Origin of the sequence: Streptomyces drozdowiczii, from assembly GCF_026167665.1 — a bacterium.
Lineage (GTDB): Bacteria > Actinomycetota > Actinomycetes > Streptomycetales > Streptomycetaceae > Streptomyces > Streptomyces drozdowiczii_A.
Window position 1 is genome coordinate 3,128,241 of the sequence record NZ_CP098740.1, and the last position, 15,461, is coordinate 3,143,701.

General features: G+C 71.9%; 16 protein-coding genes and 3 pseudogenes. 10 read left to right on the top strand and 9 right to left on the bottom strand.

The window, feature by feature from the left end; translation table 11 throughout:
- Window positions 1-272: 272 nt before the first annotated feature.
- A pseudogene (locus tag NEH16_RS14090) lies at window positions 273-961 on the bottom strand (copper homeostasis protein CutC).
- A gap of 251 nt (window positions 962-1,212) precedes the next feature.
- Here NEH16_RS14090 and NEH16_RS14095 point away from each other — a divergent pair.
- The gene (locus tag NEH16_RS14095) at window positions 1,213-3,549 is read left to right on the top strand and encodes a heavy metal translocating P-type ATPase (RefSeq protein WP_265542553.1); all 2,337 of its coding nucleotides are present in this window, start codon (window positions 1,213-1,215) and stop codon (window positions 3,547-3,549) included.
- Between the two features lie 56 nt (window positions 3,550-3,605).
- Here the strand turns inward: NEH16_RS14095 and NEH16_RS14100 are convergent, their stop codons facing one another.
- Window positions 3,606-4,223, bottom strand: a complete 618-nt coding sequence (locus NEH16_RS14100; RefSeq protein WP_265542554.1) for a GNAT family N-acetyltransferase — start codon at window positions 4,221-4,223, stop codon at window positions 3,606-3,608.
- A 136-nt stretch (window positions 4,224-4,359) separates the two neighbouring features.
- Here NEH16_RS14100 and NEH16_RS14105 point away from each other — a divergent pair, with 136 nt between their 5' ends.
- The 4 genes and pseudogenes from NEH16_RS14105 (at window position 4,360) to NEH16_RS14120 (ending at window position 7,421) form a co-directional block, all read left to right on the top strand.
- On the top strand, window positions 4,360-4,911 hold the full coding sequence (locus NEH16_RS14105; RefSeq protein ID WP_265542556.1) for a hypothetical protein: 552 nt from the start codon (window positions 4,360-4,362) through the stop codon (window positions 4,909-4,911).
- Window positions 4,908-5,456 carry a hypothetical protein gene (locus NEH16_RS14110; protein ID WP_265542558.1) on the top strand — a complete coding sequence of 183 codons (549 nt, stop codon included), beginning with the start codon at window positions 4,908-4,910 and terminating at the stop codon, window positions 5,454-5,456. Before NEH16_RS14105 ends, NEH16_RS14110 begins: the two co-directional genes overlap by 4 nt.
- Window positions 5,453-6,112, top strand: coding sequence for an HD domain-containing protein (locus NEH16_RS14115; RefSeq protein ID WP_265542561.1), 660 nt, complete (start codon window positions 5,453-5,455; stop codon window positions 6,110-6,112). Before NEH16_RS14110 ends, NEH16_RS14115 begins: the two co-directional genes overlap by 4 nt.
- 83 nt (window positions 6,113-6,195) lie before the next feature.
- Window positions 6,196-7,421, top strand: a pseudogene (locus NEH16_RS14120) (Cmx/CmrA family chloramphenicol efflux MFS transporter).
- Window positions 7,422-7,433: 12 nt separating this feature from the next.
- Here NEH16_RS14120 and NEH16_RS14125 read toward each other — a convergent pair.
- Both NEH16_RS14125 and NEH16_RS14130 read right to left on the bottom strand, forming a co-directional pair.
- Window positions 7,434-7,703, bottom strand: a complete 270-nt coding sequence (locus NEH16_RS14125; RefSeq protein WP_073964706.1) for a DUF4031 domain-containing protein — start codon at window positions 7,701-7,703, stop codon at window positions 7,434-7,436.
- Between the two features lie 4 nt (window positions 7,704-7,707).
- The gene (locus tag NEH16_RS14130; protein ID WP_018101549.1) at window positions 7,708-8,100 is read right to left on the bottom strand and encodes a hypothetical protein; all 393 of its coding nucleotides are present in this window, start codon (window positions 8,098-8,100) and stop codon (window positions 7,708-7,710) included.
- Window positions 8,101-8,214: 114 nt separating this feature from the next.
- Between NEH16_RS14130 and NEH16_RS14135 the strand changes: the two genes are divergently transcribed.
- The 3 genes from NEH16_RS14135 to NEH16_RS14145 all read left to right on the top strand — a co-directional run bounded on the left by NEH16_RS14135 (window position 8,215) and on the right by NEH16_RS14145 (window position 11,744).
- Entirely contained in the window at window positions 8,215-9,132 is a 918-nt protein-coding gene (locus NEH16_RS14135; protein ID WP_073964707.1) for a MurR/RpiR family transcriptional regulator, read from the top strand.
- Between the two features lie 81 nt (window positions 9,133-9,213).
- Complete coding sequence (gene murQ / locus NEH16_RS14140) at window positions 9,214-10,308, top strand: N-acetylmuramic acid 6-phosphate etherase (protein ID WP_265542565.1); 1,095 nt, start codon at window positions 9,214-9,216, stop codon at window positions 10,306-10,308.
- The gene (locus NEH16_RS14145; RefSeq protein ID WP_265542568.1) at window positions 10,215-11,744 is read left to right on the top strand and encodes a PTS transporter subunit EIIC; all 1,530 of its coding nucleotides are present in this window, start codon (window positions 10,215-10,217) and stop codon (window positions 11,742-11,744) included. Before murQ ends, NEH16_RS14145 begins: the two co-directional genes overlap by 94 nt.
- 62 nt (window positions 11,745-11,806) lie before the next feature.
- Here the strand turns inward: NEH16_RS14145 and NEH16_RS14150 are convergent, their stop codons facing one another.
- The 5 genes and pseudogenes from NEH16_RS14150 to NEH16_RS14170 form a co-directional block, all read right to left on the bottom strand.
- Window positions 11,807-12,412, bottom strand: coding sequence for a Uma2 family endonuclease (locus NEH16_RS14150; RefSeq protein ID WP_265542571.1), 606 nt, complete (start codon window positions 12,410-12,412; stop codon window positions 11,807-11,809).
- A gap of 111 nt (window positions 12,413-12,523) precedes the next feature.
- The gene (locus tag NEH16_RS14155) at window positions 12,524-13,345 is read right to left on the bottom strand and encodes an inositol monophosphatase family protein (RefSeq protein ID WP_265542572.1); all 822 of its coding nucleotides are present in this window, start codon (window positions 13,343-13,345) and stop codon (window positions 12,524-12,526) included.
- Window positions 13,346-13,354: 9 nt separating this feature from the next.
- Window positions 13,355-13,720 carry a HEAT repeat domain-containing protein gene (locus NEH16_RS14160; protein ID WP_265542574.1) on the bottom strand — a complete coding sequence of 122 codons (366 nt, stop codon included), beginning with the start codon at window positions 13,718-13,720 and terminating at the stop codon, window positions 13,355-13,357.
- A 17-nt stretch (window positions 13,721-13,737) separates the two neighbouring features.
- A pseudogene (locus NEH16_RS14165) lies at window positions 13,738-13,976 on the bottom strand (hypothetical protein).
- Window positions 13,973-14,209, bottom strand: coding sequence for a hypothetical protein (locus NEH16_RS14170; RefSeq protein ID WP_161212111.1), 237 nt, complete (start codon window positions 14,207-14,209; stop codon window positions 13,973-13,975). Before NEH16_RS14170 ends, NEH16_RS14165 begins: the two are co-directional and overlap by 4 nt.
- A gap of 113 nt (window positions 14,210-14,322) precedes the next feature.
- On the opposite strand from NEH16_RS14170, the gene NEH16_RS14175 reads away from it, so the two are divergent.
- Entirely contained in the window at window positions 14,323-15,165 is an 843-nt protein-coding gene (locus tag NEH16_RS14175; protein ID WP_265542576.1) for a helix-turn-helix domain-containing protein, read from the top strand.
- Window positions 15,146-15,412, top strand: a complete 267-nt coding sequence (locus tag NEH16_RS14180) for a DUF397 domain-containing protein (protein ID WP_265542578.1) — start codon at window positions 15,146-15,148, stop codon at window positions 15,410-15,412. The genes NEH16_RS14175 and NEH16_RS14180 overlap by 20 nt, the downstream gene beginning before the upstream one ends.
- Window positions 15,413-15,461: the final 49 nt, after the last annotated feature.

The window sequence follows — 15,461 nt, forward strand, 5'->3', positions numbered from 1 at the left end:
GCCCCTCCGGCGATTGAGGAGCGGGGGTACGGGGGCAGCGCCCCCGAAACCACCGGCCGCGCGCGGGGCGAACTCGGCGCCGCCAACAATCTCAGCCCCTCCGGCGATTGAGGAGCAGGGGCACGGGGCAGCGCCCCCGAAACCACCGGCCGCGCGCGGGGGAAACTCAGCGCCGCCAACAATCTCAGCCCCTCCGGCGCTTGAGGAGCGGGGGTACGGGGGCAGCGCCCCCGGAAGGGCGGCGCGCAGCGGGCGGCCCCGCGGTCCCGCGCCTAGCGGTCGAGCACCGCCCGCCACTCCCGTACCGCACCCGCGGAAACCGGCCCCGCCCAACCCCCGGCCGAGCCGCACCCCCGATGTGCACGGCGTCAATACCCGCATCCAGGAGCGCCGGCAGGTGCTCCAGCCGCAACCCGCCCCCCACAAGAATCCGCGGCTCGTACCCGGGCTCGCCCCGCCGCCCCGCCTCAGCCACCAACGTCGGTATCCCGGCGTCCACGCCCGCCGCCGCCCCGGCCGTCAGATACGTGTCGAGCCCCGGCAGATCCGCGAGGGCCTTCCGCAGCGCGTCCCGGTCCGCCGCCCGGTCGATCGCCCGGTGGAACGTCCACCGGCAGCCGTCCAGCACGGCGACGAGCCGTTCGACCGCGACCAGGTCCGGGTTCCCGTCGGAGTCCAGGAAGCCGAGGACGAACTCGTCCGCCCCCTCCGCCCGCAGCTCACGCGCCTTGCGTACGAGTATCTCGACGTCACCGGCCGCGAAGCCGTCCGCGACCCTGAGCATCACCCGAAGCGGAATGTCCACCGCGGCGCGGATCGCCGCGAAGGTCGCACAGGACGGGGTGAGGCCGTCCGCCGCCATGTCGGTGACCAGCTCAAGCCGGTCCGCACCACCCGCCTGGGCGGCGACCGCGTCCTCCGCGTCGAGAGCGATCACCTCCAGGACTGCACGGTTGCTCATGGGATCCCAATCCTCCAGGAAGCAGCTACAGGTCTAGTCCAATGGCCCAGCCTACGGGGCGGTAGGCCGACGGCGCAGCCCTGACCGTGAACGTGAAGATACGCGAGGCCGAACGGCCGACGGACGACCGACCGCGCGCGACCCGTACACCCGCAAAGGATCACCCTTGCCCGGACATAGGGGTGGGGGTATACATGGAAGAAGAGAGATACCCCCAGGGGGTACCCAGGGACCACGACGAGGAGGGCCCCGTGTCAGCACCCACAGCGCACACCGCGCAATCCGCAGAGGCCGAGGCCGAGGTCGAACTGACCATCGGCGGCATGACCTGCGCCTCCTGCGCGGCCCGTATCGAGAAGAAGCTCAACCGGATGGACGGCGTCACGGCCACCGTGAACTACGCCACGGAGAAGGCGCACGTCACCTACGACGGCGCCGCCGCCTCCGTACAGGACCTCGTCGCCACGGTCGAGAGGACCGGCTACACCGCACACGAACCCGCACCCCCGGCGCGTACGACGGAAGACGCGGCCGTACCCGCCCCGCAGGAGGCCGACACCCTGCGGCAGCGACTGATCACGGCCGTACTCCTCGCCGTGCCGGTGATCGCGATGTCGATGATTCCGGCGCTCCAGTTCGACAACTGGCAGTGGCTGGCCCTCACCCTCACCGCGCCCGTCGTCACGTACGCGGGCTGGCCGTTCCACCGCGCCGCATGGACGAACGCGCGGCACGGCGCGGCGACGATGGACACGCTCATCTCGCTCGGCACGTCCGCCGCGTTCCTCTGGTCGCTGTGGGCGCTGTTCTTCGGCACCGCCGGGATGACCGGCATGACGCACCCCTTCGAGCTGACCATCGGCCGCAGCGACGGCGCGGGGAACATCTATCTGGAGGCGGCGGCCGGCGTCACCGCGTTCATCCTCGCCGGGCGCTACTTCGAGGCCCGGTCGAAGCGGAAGGCGGGCGCCGCGCTGAAGGCGCTCCTCGAACTGGGCGCCAAGGAGGTCACCGTCCTGCGCGACGGCCGCGAGGTGACCGTGGACACGGCGGACCTCCACGTCGGTGACCGCTTCCTCGTGCGCCCCGGCGAGAAGATCGCCACGGACGGCACGGTGGTCGAGGGCTCCTCGGCGGTGGACGCGTCCATGCTCACCGGCGAGTCCGTCCCGGTCGAGGTCGCCGCCGGCGACACGGTGACCGGCGCGACGCTCAACGCGGGCGGCCGCCTCGTGGTCGAGGCGACCCGCGTCGGCGCGGACACGCAGCTGGCCCGGATGGCGAAGCTGGTCGAGGACGCGCAGAACGGCAAGGCGGCGGCGCAGCGCCTCGCGGACCGGATCTCGGCGGTCTTCGTCCCCGTGGTCATCGCGCTCGCGCTCGGCACGCTGGGCTTCTGGCTGGCGGACGGCGCGGGGATCACGGCCGCGTTCACGGCGGCGGTGGCCGTCCTGATCATCGCCTGCCCCTGCGCCCTCGGCCTCGCCACGCCCACCGCGCTGATGGTCGGCACCGGGCGCGGCGCCCAGCTCGGCATCCTCATCAAGGGCCCCGAGGTCCTGGAGTCCACCCGCCGGGTCGACACGATCGTCCTGGACAAGACGGGCACGGTGACGACGGGCCGGATGACCCTCCAGGCCGTCCACACCGCCCCCGGAACCACCGAGTCCGACGCCCTCCGCCTCGCCGGTTCCCTGGAACACGCCTCCGAACACCCCATCGCCCAGGCGGTGGCGACCGGAGCCGCGGAACGTACGGGCGCCGCTCTTCCCACCCCGGAGGACTTCGCAAACGTCCCCGGCCTGGGTGTGCAGGGCGTGGTCGACGGCCACGCGGTCCTCGTCGGCCGCGAACAGCTCCTCGCGGAGTGGGAGATACGGCTCCCGGCGGACCTGGCCGCCCGCAAGGCCGAGGCGGAGGCCGCCGGCCGCACGGCGATCACGGTCGCCTGGGACGGCGAGGCGCGCGCGGTGTTCGAGGTGGCCGACGCGGTGAAGGACACCAGCGCGGAGGCGATCACCCGCCTGCGCCGCCTGGGCCTGACGCCCATCCTGCTGACCGGCGACAACCGGGCGGTGGCGGAGTCGGTCGCGGCCGAGGTCGGGATCGACGAGGTCTACGCGGAGGTCATGCCGCAGGACAAGGTGGACGTCGTCAAACGCCTCCAGGCGGAGGGCCGTTCGGTCGCGATGGTCGGTGACGGCGTGAACGACGCCGCCGCGCTGGCCCAGGCCGACCTGGGCCTCGCGATGGGCACCGGCACGGACGCGGCGATCGAGGCGGGCGACCTGACCCTGGTCCGCGGCGACCTCCGCGCGGCCCCGGACGCGATCCGCCTCGCGCGCCGGACCCTGAGCACGATCCGGACGAACCTGTTCTGGGCCTTCGCGTACAACGTGGCGGCGCTCCCTCTGGCCGCGGCGGGCCTGCTGAACCCGATGATCGCGGGCGCGGCGATGGCGTTCTCCTCGGTCTTCGTGGTCGGCAACTCGCTACGCCTACGCGGATTCAAACCCACCCCGTCCGCCACACCCAGCCCGTCCAGCACACCCAGCCCGTCCGCCACACCCAGCCCGTCCGGCGTTTGAGGACGGAACCGTTCAGGGGGTGGCCCCGAACCCACGGGGCCGCCCCGGAAAACCGCCTACGCAGCCCCCATCCGCGCCTCCAGGCGCCCCCGCACACCCGGCCACTCCTCCCCCGTAATGGAGAAGATCGCCGAATCCCGCAACCGCCCCTCCTCACCGGGCACCCACGAGGGCGACCAGTTCCGCAGGACGCCCTCGAACGTGGCCCCCACGGACTGGATCGCGGCCCACGACCGCTGGTTGCGGGCGTCGGTCTTCAGGTCCACCCTCGAAACGCCCCACTCCTCGAACGCGTGCCGGAAGAGCAGGTACTTGGACTCGGTGTTCACCCCGGTCCCCTGCGCGGACGCGGCGAGCCAGGTGAAGCCGACCTCGACGGCGGTGAGGCTGTCGTCGTCCAGCCAGCAGCGCGGCTCCCAGAAGGCCGTGGCCCCGACGACCCGTCCGGACCCCCGGTCCACCTGCGCGTAGGGCGCCAGCTTCCCCGCGGCGGCCCGCCCCAACTGGGCGTCGATATACCCCTCGACCTCCCCGGGCCCGGGCACCCAGGTGTATCCGTACGAACTCCGGTTCTCCTGCCCCGCGAGCGACAACCCCTCCGCGTGCCGGTGTTCCAGCGGTTCGAGCCGCACCCGAGAACCTTCCAGAACCGGCCCCACCAGCACGAAAGTCATCACTCACCCCTCCACGGTCACCAGCAAGGAAGCGGGCCCGAGCCCGTGCGTACATTCCCAGAAGCCCACCCCCGTGTCGCCCGAATAAGCCCGCCGCCCAAACCCCGTTGTCAGAGCCCCCGTTTACGCTCGCGGCATGACTTTCATCGACCATGCGTACGAGTTCCCGGACCACGAGGTCAACCTCGTGTTCGCCCGTGGGCTGTCCCGGGACGCGCTCGTGACGGGGCTGCGGGAGCAGGATCGTGAGGCACTGGCCGAGGGGGAGGCGGGCGGTTGGGCATGGGCGGTGCATGACATGGCCAACTGGGAGACCGAGGACTACGACAACATCGACTACACGCGCCTGTGCGCCTCCGGGGGCGAGATCGTGGTCATCGTGACCGAGCCGTGCAGCGCCAAGGCGCACGGGCCGGACTTCACGTACCTGCGCGACGGGAAGCACACCGTCCACTTCAGCTTCGAGGACGTGGAACAGCGCGTCGGCGACAACCCCGACTACATGTCCGCCGAACTGCTCGCGGCGAACCTCATAGGCCCGGACGCGGAGTGCCGCGTATGGGAGACGGACCCGGGCCACGACTGCTACGACCACGACTCGGACAAGGAAGAGCGGATCATGCGCGCGATAGCCGCCTGCTTCGGCCTGCCCTCGCCGCCGCTCGCGCGGGAGGTGGCTGCGCTGTGAGTGCGCCCTTCATCGCCCCGGACACGTTCGTCACGTACGCCAAGGGCCTCGACCTTCCCACTTTGAGCGGGATCTACACCGACCTGGGCCTCCCCGCCCGTACGGAGGGCGCGTCCGACGGCTGGGCCTGGCTGACGCACGACGCGGCCACCCACACCGGCGGCGACCTCGCCCAGCAGGCGGGTTTCGTCACCGGTTTCCGCTACGAGGGCCGGTTCGGGAAGCCGAACCCGGTCGAGACGGTGTTCCTGGCCTCCACCCCGGGCTGCGAGTGCCCCCACGGGCAGCACACCATGATCCCGCACTGCGCGGAACACCCGTTCCACTTCATCCACAGCAGGCGCGGCTTCTCGACCACATGCTTCAACATCGGCGCCCGCCGCGAGTCCCGCCGCTCCGGGGACCTCCTCGTACGCGAGCTGCTGGCCGCCGGCATCGTCGGCCGCGAGACCCCGCGCTACGAGACCGAGCCCGGCTTCAACGAGGACGGCGCCGTGACCCTGCGGATCATCGTGGACCACTTCGGCCTACCCTCGTCCGCATGACGGACGACCGCGCGCAGTACGAGGAAGCGCTCCGCACCCGCTGGCAGGAGACTCTCGTCTCGGCCCGGGGCGGGGCGGACGGACCAGATCCGCATCCGTATGCCGAGAATCTGCTCGCCCGCTGGGCCGAGCCGCAGCGCAAGTACCACACGACCGCCCACCTCGCGGCGGTCCTGGACCGGATCGACACGCTCGCCGGGCACGCGGCCGACGCGGACGCCGTACGCCTGGCGGCCTGGTTCCATGACGCGGTGTACCGGCCCGACCGGTCGGAGAACGAGGAACGCAGCGCGGTGCTCGCCGAGCGGGCGCTCCCGGAGGCCGGGGTGTCCGAGGCGGTCACTCGGGAAGTCGCCCGGCTCGTCCGGCTCACCGTGACGCACGACCCCGCCCCCGGCGACAGCAACGGCGAGGTGGTGTGCGACGCGGATCTGGCGATCCTCGCGGCGCCGCCGAAGGAGTACGGGGAGTACGCGGCGCAGGTCCGCGAGGAGTACGGGTTCGTGCCGGAGGAGGCGTTCCGGGAGGGCCGGGCGGCGGTGCTGCGGCAGCTCCTGGGACTGCCGCGGTTGTTCCGTACGCCGTACGGGACGAGGGAGTGGGAGCCGAAGGCGCGGCAGAACCTGCTGACGGAGCTGGAGCTGCTCACGCGCTGAGCCGTGCCGGCCGGGGAATGTCAGGAACGTTTCCGCTGTTGCCACCTGTCATGCCTGACTCCGCTGTGCGCACCCGTTCCCGTATGCCCTTGGCCGTATACATCCTCGGCCTTTCGGTCTTCGCCCTGGGCACGAGCGAGTTCATGCTCTCCGGGCTGCTGCCCCCGATCGCGGACGACATGGACGTGTCGATTCCGCGCGCCGGACTCCTCATATCCGCGTTCGCGATCGGCATGGTGGTCGGCGCCCCGCTGCTCGCCGTGGCGACGCTGCGGCTGCCGCGCCGCACGACGCTCATCGCGCTGATCTCGGTCTTCGGCCTCGGCCAGGTCGCGGGTGCGCTCGCGCCGACGTACGAGGTGCTGTTCGCGTCCCGCGTGGTGAGCGCGTTCGCGTGCGCCGGTTTCTGGGCGGTCGGGGCGGCCGTCGCCATCGCAATGGTGCCGGTGAACGCGCGGGCCCGTGCGATGGCCGTGATGATCGGCGGGCTGTCGATCGCGAACGTGCTGGGCGTCCCGCTGGGCGCGTTCCTCGGGGAGAACCTGGGCTGGCGGTCCGCGTTCTGGGCGGTCGGCGCGGCCTCGGCGGTGGCCCTGGTCGGCGTCGTGACACTGATCCCGCGCATCCCGCTGCCCGACGAGAAGCCGCAGCTCAAGCGGGAGATGGGCATCTACCGCGACCGTCAGGTGTGGCTGTCGATCGTGATCACCGCGCTCGCGGCGGGCGGTGTGTTCTGCGCGTTCAGCTATCTCGCGCCGTTGCTGACGGATGTCGCCGGCCTGGACTCGGGCTGGGTGCCGACCGTGCTCGCGCTGTTCGGCGTGGGCGCCCTGGTCGGTACGACGATCGGCGGCCGGGTCGCGGACGCGCACCTCTTCGGGGTGCTGCTCAGCGGCATCGCGGCGTCGACGGTGTTCCTGGGGGCGCTGGCGCTGTTCGCGTCGAACCAGGCGGCCGTGATCACGCTGTCGTTCCTGCTGGGCCTGTCCGCGTTCTACACCGCCCCGCGCTCAACGCCCGGATGTTCAACGTGGCGGGCGCCGCCCCGACGCTGGCGGGGGCGACGACGACCGCCGCGTTCAACCTGGGCAACACGGGCGGCCCGTGGCTCGGCGGCACGGTGATCGACGCGGACTTCGGCTTCGAGGCGACGGCCTGGGCCGGGGCGGCGATGACCGTGGCGGCGCTGGTGGCCGTGGTGTTCTCGCTGCGGCTCCAGCGGGCGCGCGGCGCGGCGGCATCCCGGCTGGTGGCGCAGGGTTCGCCGCAGGCGGCGCCGGTGGAGTCGACGGAGTGCGCGACGGGCTGACCCCGAGAGCGGTCAGGGGGCCGGGCGCCCCTTCGGCCGCCGCAGCCCCGCTTCCGTGAGCCGCCGGACCAGCTCCTTCGAGCCGATCTCCCGTGCCCCGGCCCGTACCGCGTCCTCGTAGCTCGCGGCCGGGATGTCGTAGTGGTCGCGCTCGAACGCCCGCGCCGGGGCGCCGATGGACGCCGCGAAGGCGTGCAGCTCCTCGAAGGACACATCGCTGACCAGGTGCGACCAGAGGCGCCCGTGACCGGGCCAGGTCGGCGGGTCGATGTAGAGCGTCATCGCCTCACCGCCGGAGTATCCCGCTGAGCGCGCCGACCGGGGCGACCGCCACCGCGGCCTTGGTGCAGACCCAGTGCGGGTGCGGCCCTAGCTCCGGCTCGACGTCCAGCGCGTGCGGGTCGCCCGCGTCGCAGACCGGGCAGAGCGGCCAGCGGCCGTACGCCTCCAGGAGCGCGTCCTGCACGTCCTGGGCGACGAGACCGACGACGAACTCCGCGCCCTCCGGCCACTGCTCCACCCACCAGCGGCGGTGCGTCACGGCGTCCTCGACCATGGACACGATCTGCGCCTCCGCGACGTCCCCGGCGGCGAGGTCGGCCATAACGAGGGCGCGGGCGGTGTGCAGCGCCTGCTCCAGGCGGTCGGGCCGGTCGGACTCCGGCGGATTCTGCTCCATGCAGCCATTGTCCACCCGTACGGCGAAGAGCCCCCGATGCGGCGTCATCAGCTTCTGCCAAAGGTCACACCAAAGAGGGTTGACGCACCCCGGACTTGAAAATATCTTTCAAAGGTGACCAATGACCTGAAGGAAAGTTTCAGTGTGGATTCGCCACCGGCCCCGGCGGCCCTCGCCGCCAAGGTGCGGACGCTGTCGCCGTCCATGACCCGCTCGATGCAGCGCGTCGCCGAGGCCGTCGCCGGCGACCCGGCGGGCTGCGCCGCCCTGACGGTCACCGGTCTCGCGGAGCTGACGGGCACCAGCGAGGCGACGGTGGTCCGCACCGCCCGCCTCCTGGGCTACCCGGGCTACCGCGATCTGCGCCTCGCGCTCGCCGGTCTCGCCGCGCACCAGGAATCCGGCCGCGCCCCCGCCGTCACCGCGGACATAGCGGTGGACGACCCGATCGCGGACGTGGTCGCGAAGCTGGCCTACGACGAGCAGCAGACCCTCGCCGACACCGCCGCCGGGCTCGACACGGTGCAGCTGGGCGCCGCGGTCGCCGCCGCCGCCACGGCCCGCCGGATCGACATCTACGGCGTGGGCGCGTCCTCCCTCGTCGGCCAGGACCTGGCCCAGAAGCTGTCCCGGATCGGCCTCATCGCCCACTCCCACACCGACCCGCACCTCGCGGTGACCAACGCCGTGCAGCTCCGCTCCGGCGACATGGCCATCGCGATCACGCACTCCGGCTCGACGGGCGACGTCATAGAGCCGCTGCGCGTCGCCTTCGACCGGGGCGCGACGACGGTCGCGATCACCGGCCGCCCCGACGGCCCCGTCACGCAGTACGCGGACCACGTCCTGACCACGTCCACGGCCCGCGAGAGCGAGCTGCGCCCGGCCGCGATGTCGAGCCGTACCAGCCAGCTCCTGGTGGTCGACTGCCTGTTCATAGGGGTCGCCCAGCGTACGTACGAGACGGCCGCCCCGGCCCTCGCCGCCTCCTACGAGGCGCTGGCCCACCGCCACACCCCGCGCACCCGCTGACCGTCACCCGGACCCCCTCCGGCAGCGCCCCGCACCCGCCCCCGCATCCGCACGCCGTACGAGAAAGCTGAGCCGCCCTCCATGACCTCCCTGACCGACGCCACCCCCGACGGCTACGGCGAGCTGCGCGCCGAACTCGCGACCCTCACCACCGAGGCGTTCCGCCCGGAGCTGGCCGAGATCGACCGGCTGGCCACCGCGGACATCGCCCGGATCATGAACGGCGAGGACCAGACGGTCCCGTCCGCCGTCGCCGAGCGGCTGCCCGAGATCGCCGCCGCGATCGACGCCACCGCCGAGCGCATGGCCCGCGGCGGCCGGCTGATCTACGCGGGCGCGGGCACCGCGGGCCGGCTGGGCGTGCTGGACGCCAGCGAGTGCCCGCCCACCTTCAACACGGACCCGGCCGATGTCGTCGGCCTGATCGCGGGCGGCCCGTCCGCCATGGTCACCGCCGTCGAGGGCGCGGAGGACAGCAAGGAGCTGGCCGCCGCCGACCTGGAGGCGCTGGAGCTCACCGCCGACGACACGGTGGTCGGCATCTCCGCCTCCGGCCGTACGCCGTACGCGATCGGGGCTGTGGAGCACGCCCGCGCGAAGGGCGCCCTGACCCTCGGCCTGTCGTGCAACGCGGACTCCGCGCTGGGCGCCGCCGCCGAGCACCCGATCGAGGTCGTCGTCGGCCCGGAGCTGCTGACCGGCTCCACCCGGCTCAAGGCGGGCACGGCGCAGAAGCTCGTGCTCAACATGATCTCGACCATCACGATGATCCGCCTCGGCAAGACGTACGGGAACCTCATGGTCGACGTGCGTGCCTCCAACGAGAAGCTGCGGGCCCGCTCCCGGCGCATCGTCGCGCTGGCCACGGGCGCGTCCGACGAGGAGATCGAGGCGGCGCTCGCCGCCACGGACGGCGAGGTGAAGAACGCCATCCTGACGATCCTCGGCCAGGTCGACGGCCCCACCGCCGCCACGCTCCTGACCGAGTCGAAGGGCCACCTCCGCGCCGCGCTCGCCGCCGCCACCCCCGCACCACCTGACCTGCCGCACCACCTCTCCCGCACAGCAAGGCACCACGCACCATGGCTACAGAAGACAAGAACCGCGCCACTGCCGCCGCGATCCTTCCGCTCGTCGGTGGCGCCGCGAACGTCAGCTCCATCGCCCACTGCATGACCCGGCTCCGGCTCGGGCTGCACGACCGTTCGCTCGTCCAGGACGACGCGCTGAAGGCCGTCCCCGCGGTCATGGGCGTGGTCGAGGACGACACGTACCAGATCGTCCTCGGTCCCGGTACGGTCGCCCGCGTCACGCCGGAGTTCGAGAAGCTGGTCGAGGAGGGCAAGGCGGAGGCCCCGGCTCCCGCCCCGGCCCCGGCCGACGCCGCCCCGCTCACGGCGGAGGAGCTGGCCGCGCAGGGCGCCGAGATGCGGGCGGCCCGCAAGGCGAAGAACGCGACGCCGTTCAAGCTGTTCCTGCGCAAGATCGCCAACATCTTCGTGCCGCTGATCCCGGCCCTGATCGGCTGCGGCATCATCGCCGGGCTCAACGGCCTGCTGGTCAACCTCGAATGGCTGCCGTCGGTCACCCCGGCGCTCGCCGCGATGGCCTCCGGTTTCATGGCCCTGATCGCGGTCTTCGTCGGCTACAACACCGCGAAGGAGTTCGGCGGCACGCCGATCCTCGGCGGTGCGGTCGCGGCGATCATCGTCTTCCCGGGCGTCGCGAACATCGAGGCGTTCGGCCAGAAGCTCTCCCCCGGCCAGGGCGGCGTCCTCGGCGCCCTCGGCGCGGCGGTCCTCGCGGTGTACGTGGAGAAGTGGTGCCGCCGCTGGGTGCCGGAGGCGCTGGACGTGCTGGTCACCCCGACGCTGACGGTCCTCATCTCCGGCCTGGTCACGATCTTCGGCCTGATGTACGTCGCCGGTGAGGTCTCCACCGCGATCGGCGACTTCGCGGACTGGCTGCTCTCCAACGGCGGCGCGGGCGCGGGCCTGATCCTGGGCGGCTTCTTCCTCCCGCTGGTCATGCTGGGCCTGCACCAGGCCCTGATCCCCATCCACACCACGCTGATCGAGCAGCAGGGCTACACGGTCCTGCTCCCGATCCTCGCCATGGCCGGTGCCGGCCAGGTCGGCGCGGCCATCGCCACGTACTTCCGCCTCCCGCGCAACGAGTCGATCCGCAAGACCATCAAGTCCGCCCTGCCCGCCGGCTTCCTGGGCGTCGGCGAACCCCTGATCTACGGCGTCTCTCTGCCGCTGGGCCGCCCGTTCATCACGGCCTGCGTGGGCGGCGCGTTCGGCGGCGCGTTCGTCGGCTTCTTCAACCAGCTGGGCGACGCGGTCGGCTCGACGGCGATCGGCCCCTCGGGCTGGGCCCTGTTCCCCCTGCTCGACGGCAACCACGGCCTGGGCGCGACGATCGCGATCTACGCGGGCGGCCTCGTCGTCGGCTACCTCGCGGGCTTCCTGGCCACGTACTTCTTCGGCTTCAGCAAGGAACTCCTGGCGGAGTTCAACGTGAGCCAGGAGGAGGCCGCCCCGACGGCGGCGGCGACCCAGGACCCGGCCCCGGCAACGACCACGCAGAAGGCCCCTGCGTCGGTCTGACGCGTACGCGTACCAAAGCGGCGGCCCCTCAACCGAGGAGGGCCGCCGCTTTGTCGTACGTCTCAGACCGGAAAGCCGTCCGTGGGCAGCGTGACGTCGAACGGCGCGGGAAGCACGAGCGGCTTGCCGAACGGCACCGCGTCGGAGTGCTTGTACGTGCCGTGCTCGCTCGGCTCGGTGAACAGGGCGGCCATGGCACCCCGGGTGTCGAACCGGTCGATCAGCAGGTACATCGGCACCCCGGCCCGGGCGTAGGCGCGGTACTTCTTCGTACGGTCCTCGCGGGCATTGCCCTTCGAGGTGATCTCCACGACGAGGAGCGCTTCGGAGGCGTCCATGGGGGCGCTGACGTCGGGGTCGGCGGCGTCGATCAGCTCGGACGGCATGACCACGAGATCGGGGTCGTAGAGCTTGTCGAGCGGGGCGACGTGCACGCCCAGCGTCTGGTAGATCTCCAGTTCGTCCGGCAGATTCCCGTAAAGACAGCGCTGCACCTTGGCTGCGATCCCGTTGTGATGTGCATGCGGCGGCGGTACCAAGACGATCTGCCCTTCGTCGATCTCGGCGCGCCATCCCTCGGGGACGTCCAGTTCCTGCCAAGTGCGCAGGAGGTAGTCCCACTGGCGGCCTTCAGGGTCCTGCTGGGGTTCGACCATCGCGGCGGTCATCGCGGGTCCCTTCTCCGAAGCCTGTCCGAGGAGCGTAGATCGGCGGATTCACGGCACAGGGCCGCATTCCTCAGCGTCCCACGTCCGAGTGACCGGCGCACCGAGCGCCGCTCACCGTTGCCGCTGGACCAACCCCAGCAGCACCCCATGCGTCTCCCGGTCCGCAGCCACGATGAGCCCGCCCGCGCCCTCGTCCACCGGCAGCCCGTCGATGCCCGTCACCACGCAGCCCGCCGCCTCGCAGAGCGCGATGCCTGCCGCGAAGTGGACGCTGTCCAGGCGGAGGCCGGGCCCACCGTCGGTGAGGTACGCGGCACGGCGCCCCGCCGCCACCCACGCCACGGCCACCGTGCTGGAGACGACGCGCGGGCGGAACCCGGCGACGAACTCCGGGGCCGCCATGAGCTCCACCGCGCGGAACCCCGGCGCGTGCGGAAACGGCGGGTCCAGGTTCAGGTCCACCAGCCGGGACCCCGCCGAGGGTATGAGGCGGTCGCCCCGCCCGTCCGCCCCCCGGACCCACGCCCCCGCCCCGTCCGTCCAGAAGACCTCGCCGCTGAACGGATCGGCGGAGGCCGCCGCCACGATGCCGGGGGAGGTGGAGGAGGCGTCCCGGAGCGCCACGTTCACCGCGACCAGCATGTTGCCCACGGCGTAGTTGAGCGTCCCGCACAACGGGTCGACCAGCCACCGGCGCGCCGCCCCGGCCGCCCCGCCGGCCCCGCTCTCCTCGCCCGTCACCGCGTCATCGGGCCGCGCCGCGCGCAGTACGTCGAGGACGGCCTCCTCCGCCGCGATGTCGGCGGCCGTGGCGAAGTCACCGCCGCCCTTCTCGTACCGCGTCAGCGACGCCCCGTACATCTCGCGTACGACCGCCGCCCCCGCCGACGCGGCCCGAAGGGCCACCTGCGCATCGCTCTCCATGGTCACCATCCCCGCAGGCTAACTCCGGTCCCCCACCCACACCATGACCTCCGCGGCCCCCCGCCGGACCGCCTCCTCCCGGTCCCGGGCAAGCGCCGCGCAGGCCGCCGCGAGGTCCGGCGCCTCCGCGTCGAGCACCCCGGTCTCCAGCCAGTCCGCCTGCCCGTCGTCCGCCCCGGCCACCGCGCGGGCCAGCGCCCGCACCGCCGCCACCGACCCCGCCCGGGCCAGGGCCTCCGCCGTCCGCCGGGTCACCGCCGTGTCCTCGGCGTCCAGCAGCAGCCGCACCAGCGCCTCCGCGACCTCCGGCACCTCCGCGAAGGCCGCGAGGTCCCGCCCCGCACGCGCCCGCCCCTCCCACGAGGGAGACGACGCCGCGGCCAAGCCCGCCTCCCACGCGCTCACCTCGGCAACTGCCCTTCCCGGTTGATCTCCGTCACCCGCGCCCGCAGCACCGCCCCCGGCGGGGCCTGCCGTACGGAGTCGGCCGGGCAGTCCCACACCACCCCGCCCCCGGCGGCCGCAGCCGCACGTACGGCCCGACGCGCCCCAGCACCCGCCCGATCCGCCCGTCCCGCACGTCCACCGCGAACGACCCCGGCTCGGGCGTACACGCCTCCAGGCCCTCCCCGCCCGTCACGACGCCGCCGCCTTCTCCTCCAGCACCCGGCTGAGCTGCTGCGCCGCCGCGAGATTGCAGCGCCCCAGGTCCACCAGGACCGCCGGGTCCTCACCCGCACACGAAGCCGCGTCGATCCGCAGCGAGGGCAGCTTCACCCCAGCCCGCGCGAAGCCCTCCCTCAGCAACGCCACCACCTCCTCCGCCTCCCGAATCTTCGCCACTGCCGCCCTGCGCCGTTCCGTTGTCGTCATGATCCATTCCTTCCACGCTGAGTAATGACGATGCATACCCAGAGTGGTGATTCTCTCGCTAGCCTGGAAGGGCCGCAGTCCCAACAAACGCAGGTGTGTAACAGGGAGTTGTCATGCCAGGTCCCAAGAAACTCGACCCCGCCTCCTCTCCTCGCGCCCTCCTGGGCTCCGAACTCCGCCACCGAAGAGAACACGCGGACCTCTCACAGGTCGATCTGGGCACCCTGCTGTTCGTCAGCGGCTCCTTCATCGGCCAACTGGAGGACGGCAGCCGCCGCATGCAGATGGACCAGGCGCTCAGGCTTGACGACATCCTGAACGCGGACGGCTTCTTCAAGCGCAACTGTGCGGCTTTGGAGAAGTCGAAGTACCCGGATCACTTCGCGGAGGCAGCGGAGGCGGAGGCCCGAGCGACGGAGATCAAGGAGTACGCGCCGCAGCTCATCCCCGGCTTGTTGCAGACGGAGGCGTACGCGCAGGCGGTGTTCAGGAGCGGGCTTCCCACAGCCGCCGAAAGCACGATCGAGGAACTGGTAGCCGCCCGTCTCGAACGAACTCAGATCCTCGCCGATCCAACAACGCCGTTGTTGTGGGCCGTGCTGGACGAAGCGGTATTACGTCGACGAGTAGGCAGCCCGGACGTCATGGCAGCAGCGCTCCGCCACATCGCGGGGCTGATGCGGCAGCATCGGATCATCGTGCAGGTACTGCCGTTCGACGCAGGCGCTCACATGGCCCTGGAGGGACCGCTCAAGCTGATGGCCTTCACCGATGCGCCGCCACTCGCCTATCTACAGGCTTTGGGAACAGGGCAGTTGCAAGACGATCCAGCGACGGTCCGGCAGTACGAACTGACCTACGATCTGGTCGTGGCCAGCGCGCTCTCACCGGCAGCGTCCCTGGCGATGATCGAGTCGGTGGCGGAGGATTACGAACATGAAGCACAACAGTTCTAGCTACGACCTGTCCACGGCCACCTGGCACAAGTCCAGCTACAGCGGCGCGAGCGGCGGGGACTGCGTAGAGGTCGCCACCTGGCGCAAGTCCACGTACAGCGGTCCGAGCGGCGGCGACTGCCTCGAAGTCCTCGACGGCATCCCGGACGTCGTCCCCGTCCGCGACTCGAAGGTCACCGACGGCCCGGCGGTCGTGTTCGCGACGACCGCCTGGCAGCAGTTCGTCACCGACCTCAAGCACGTCTGACGCGACGAGACCCGGAAGCCGGTACCACTGACGGACACAGTGGTACCGG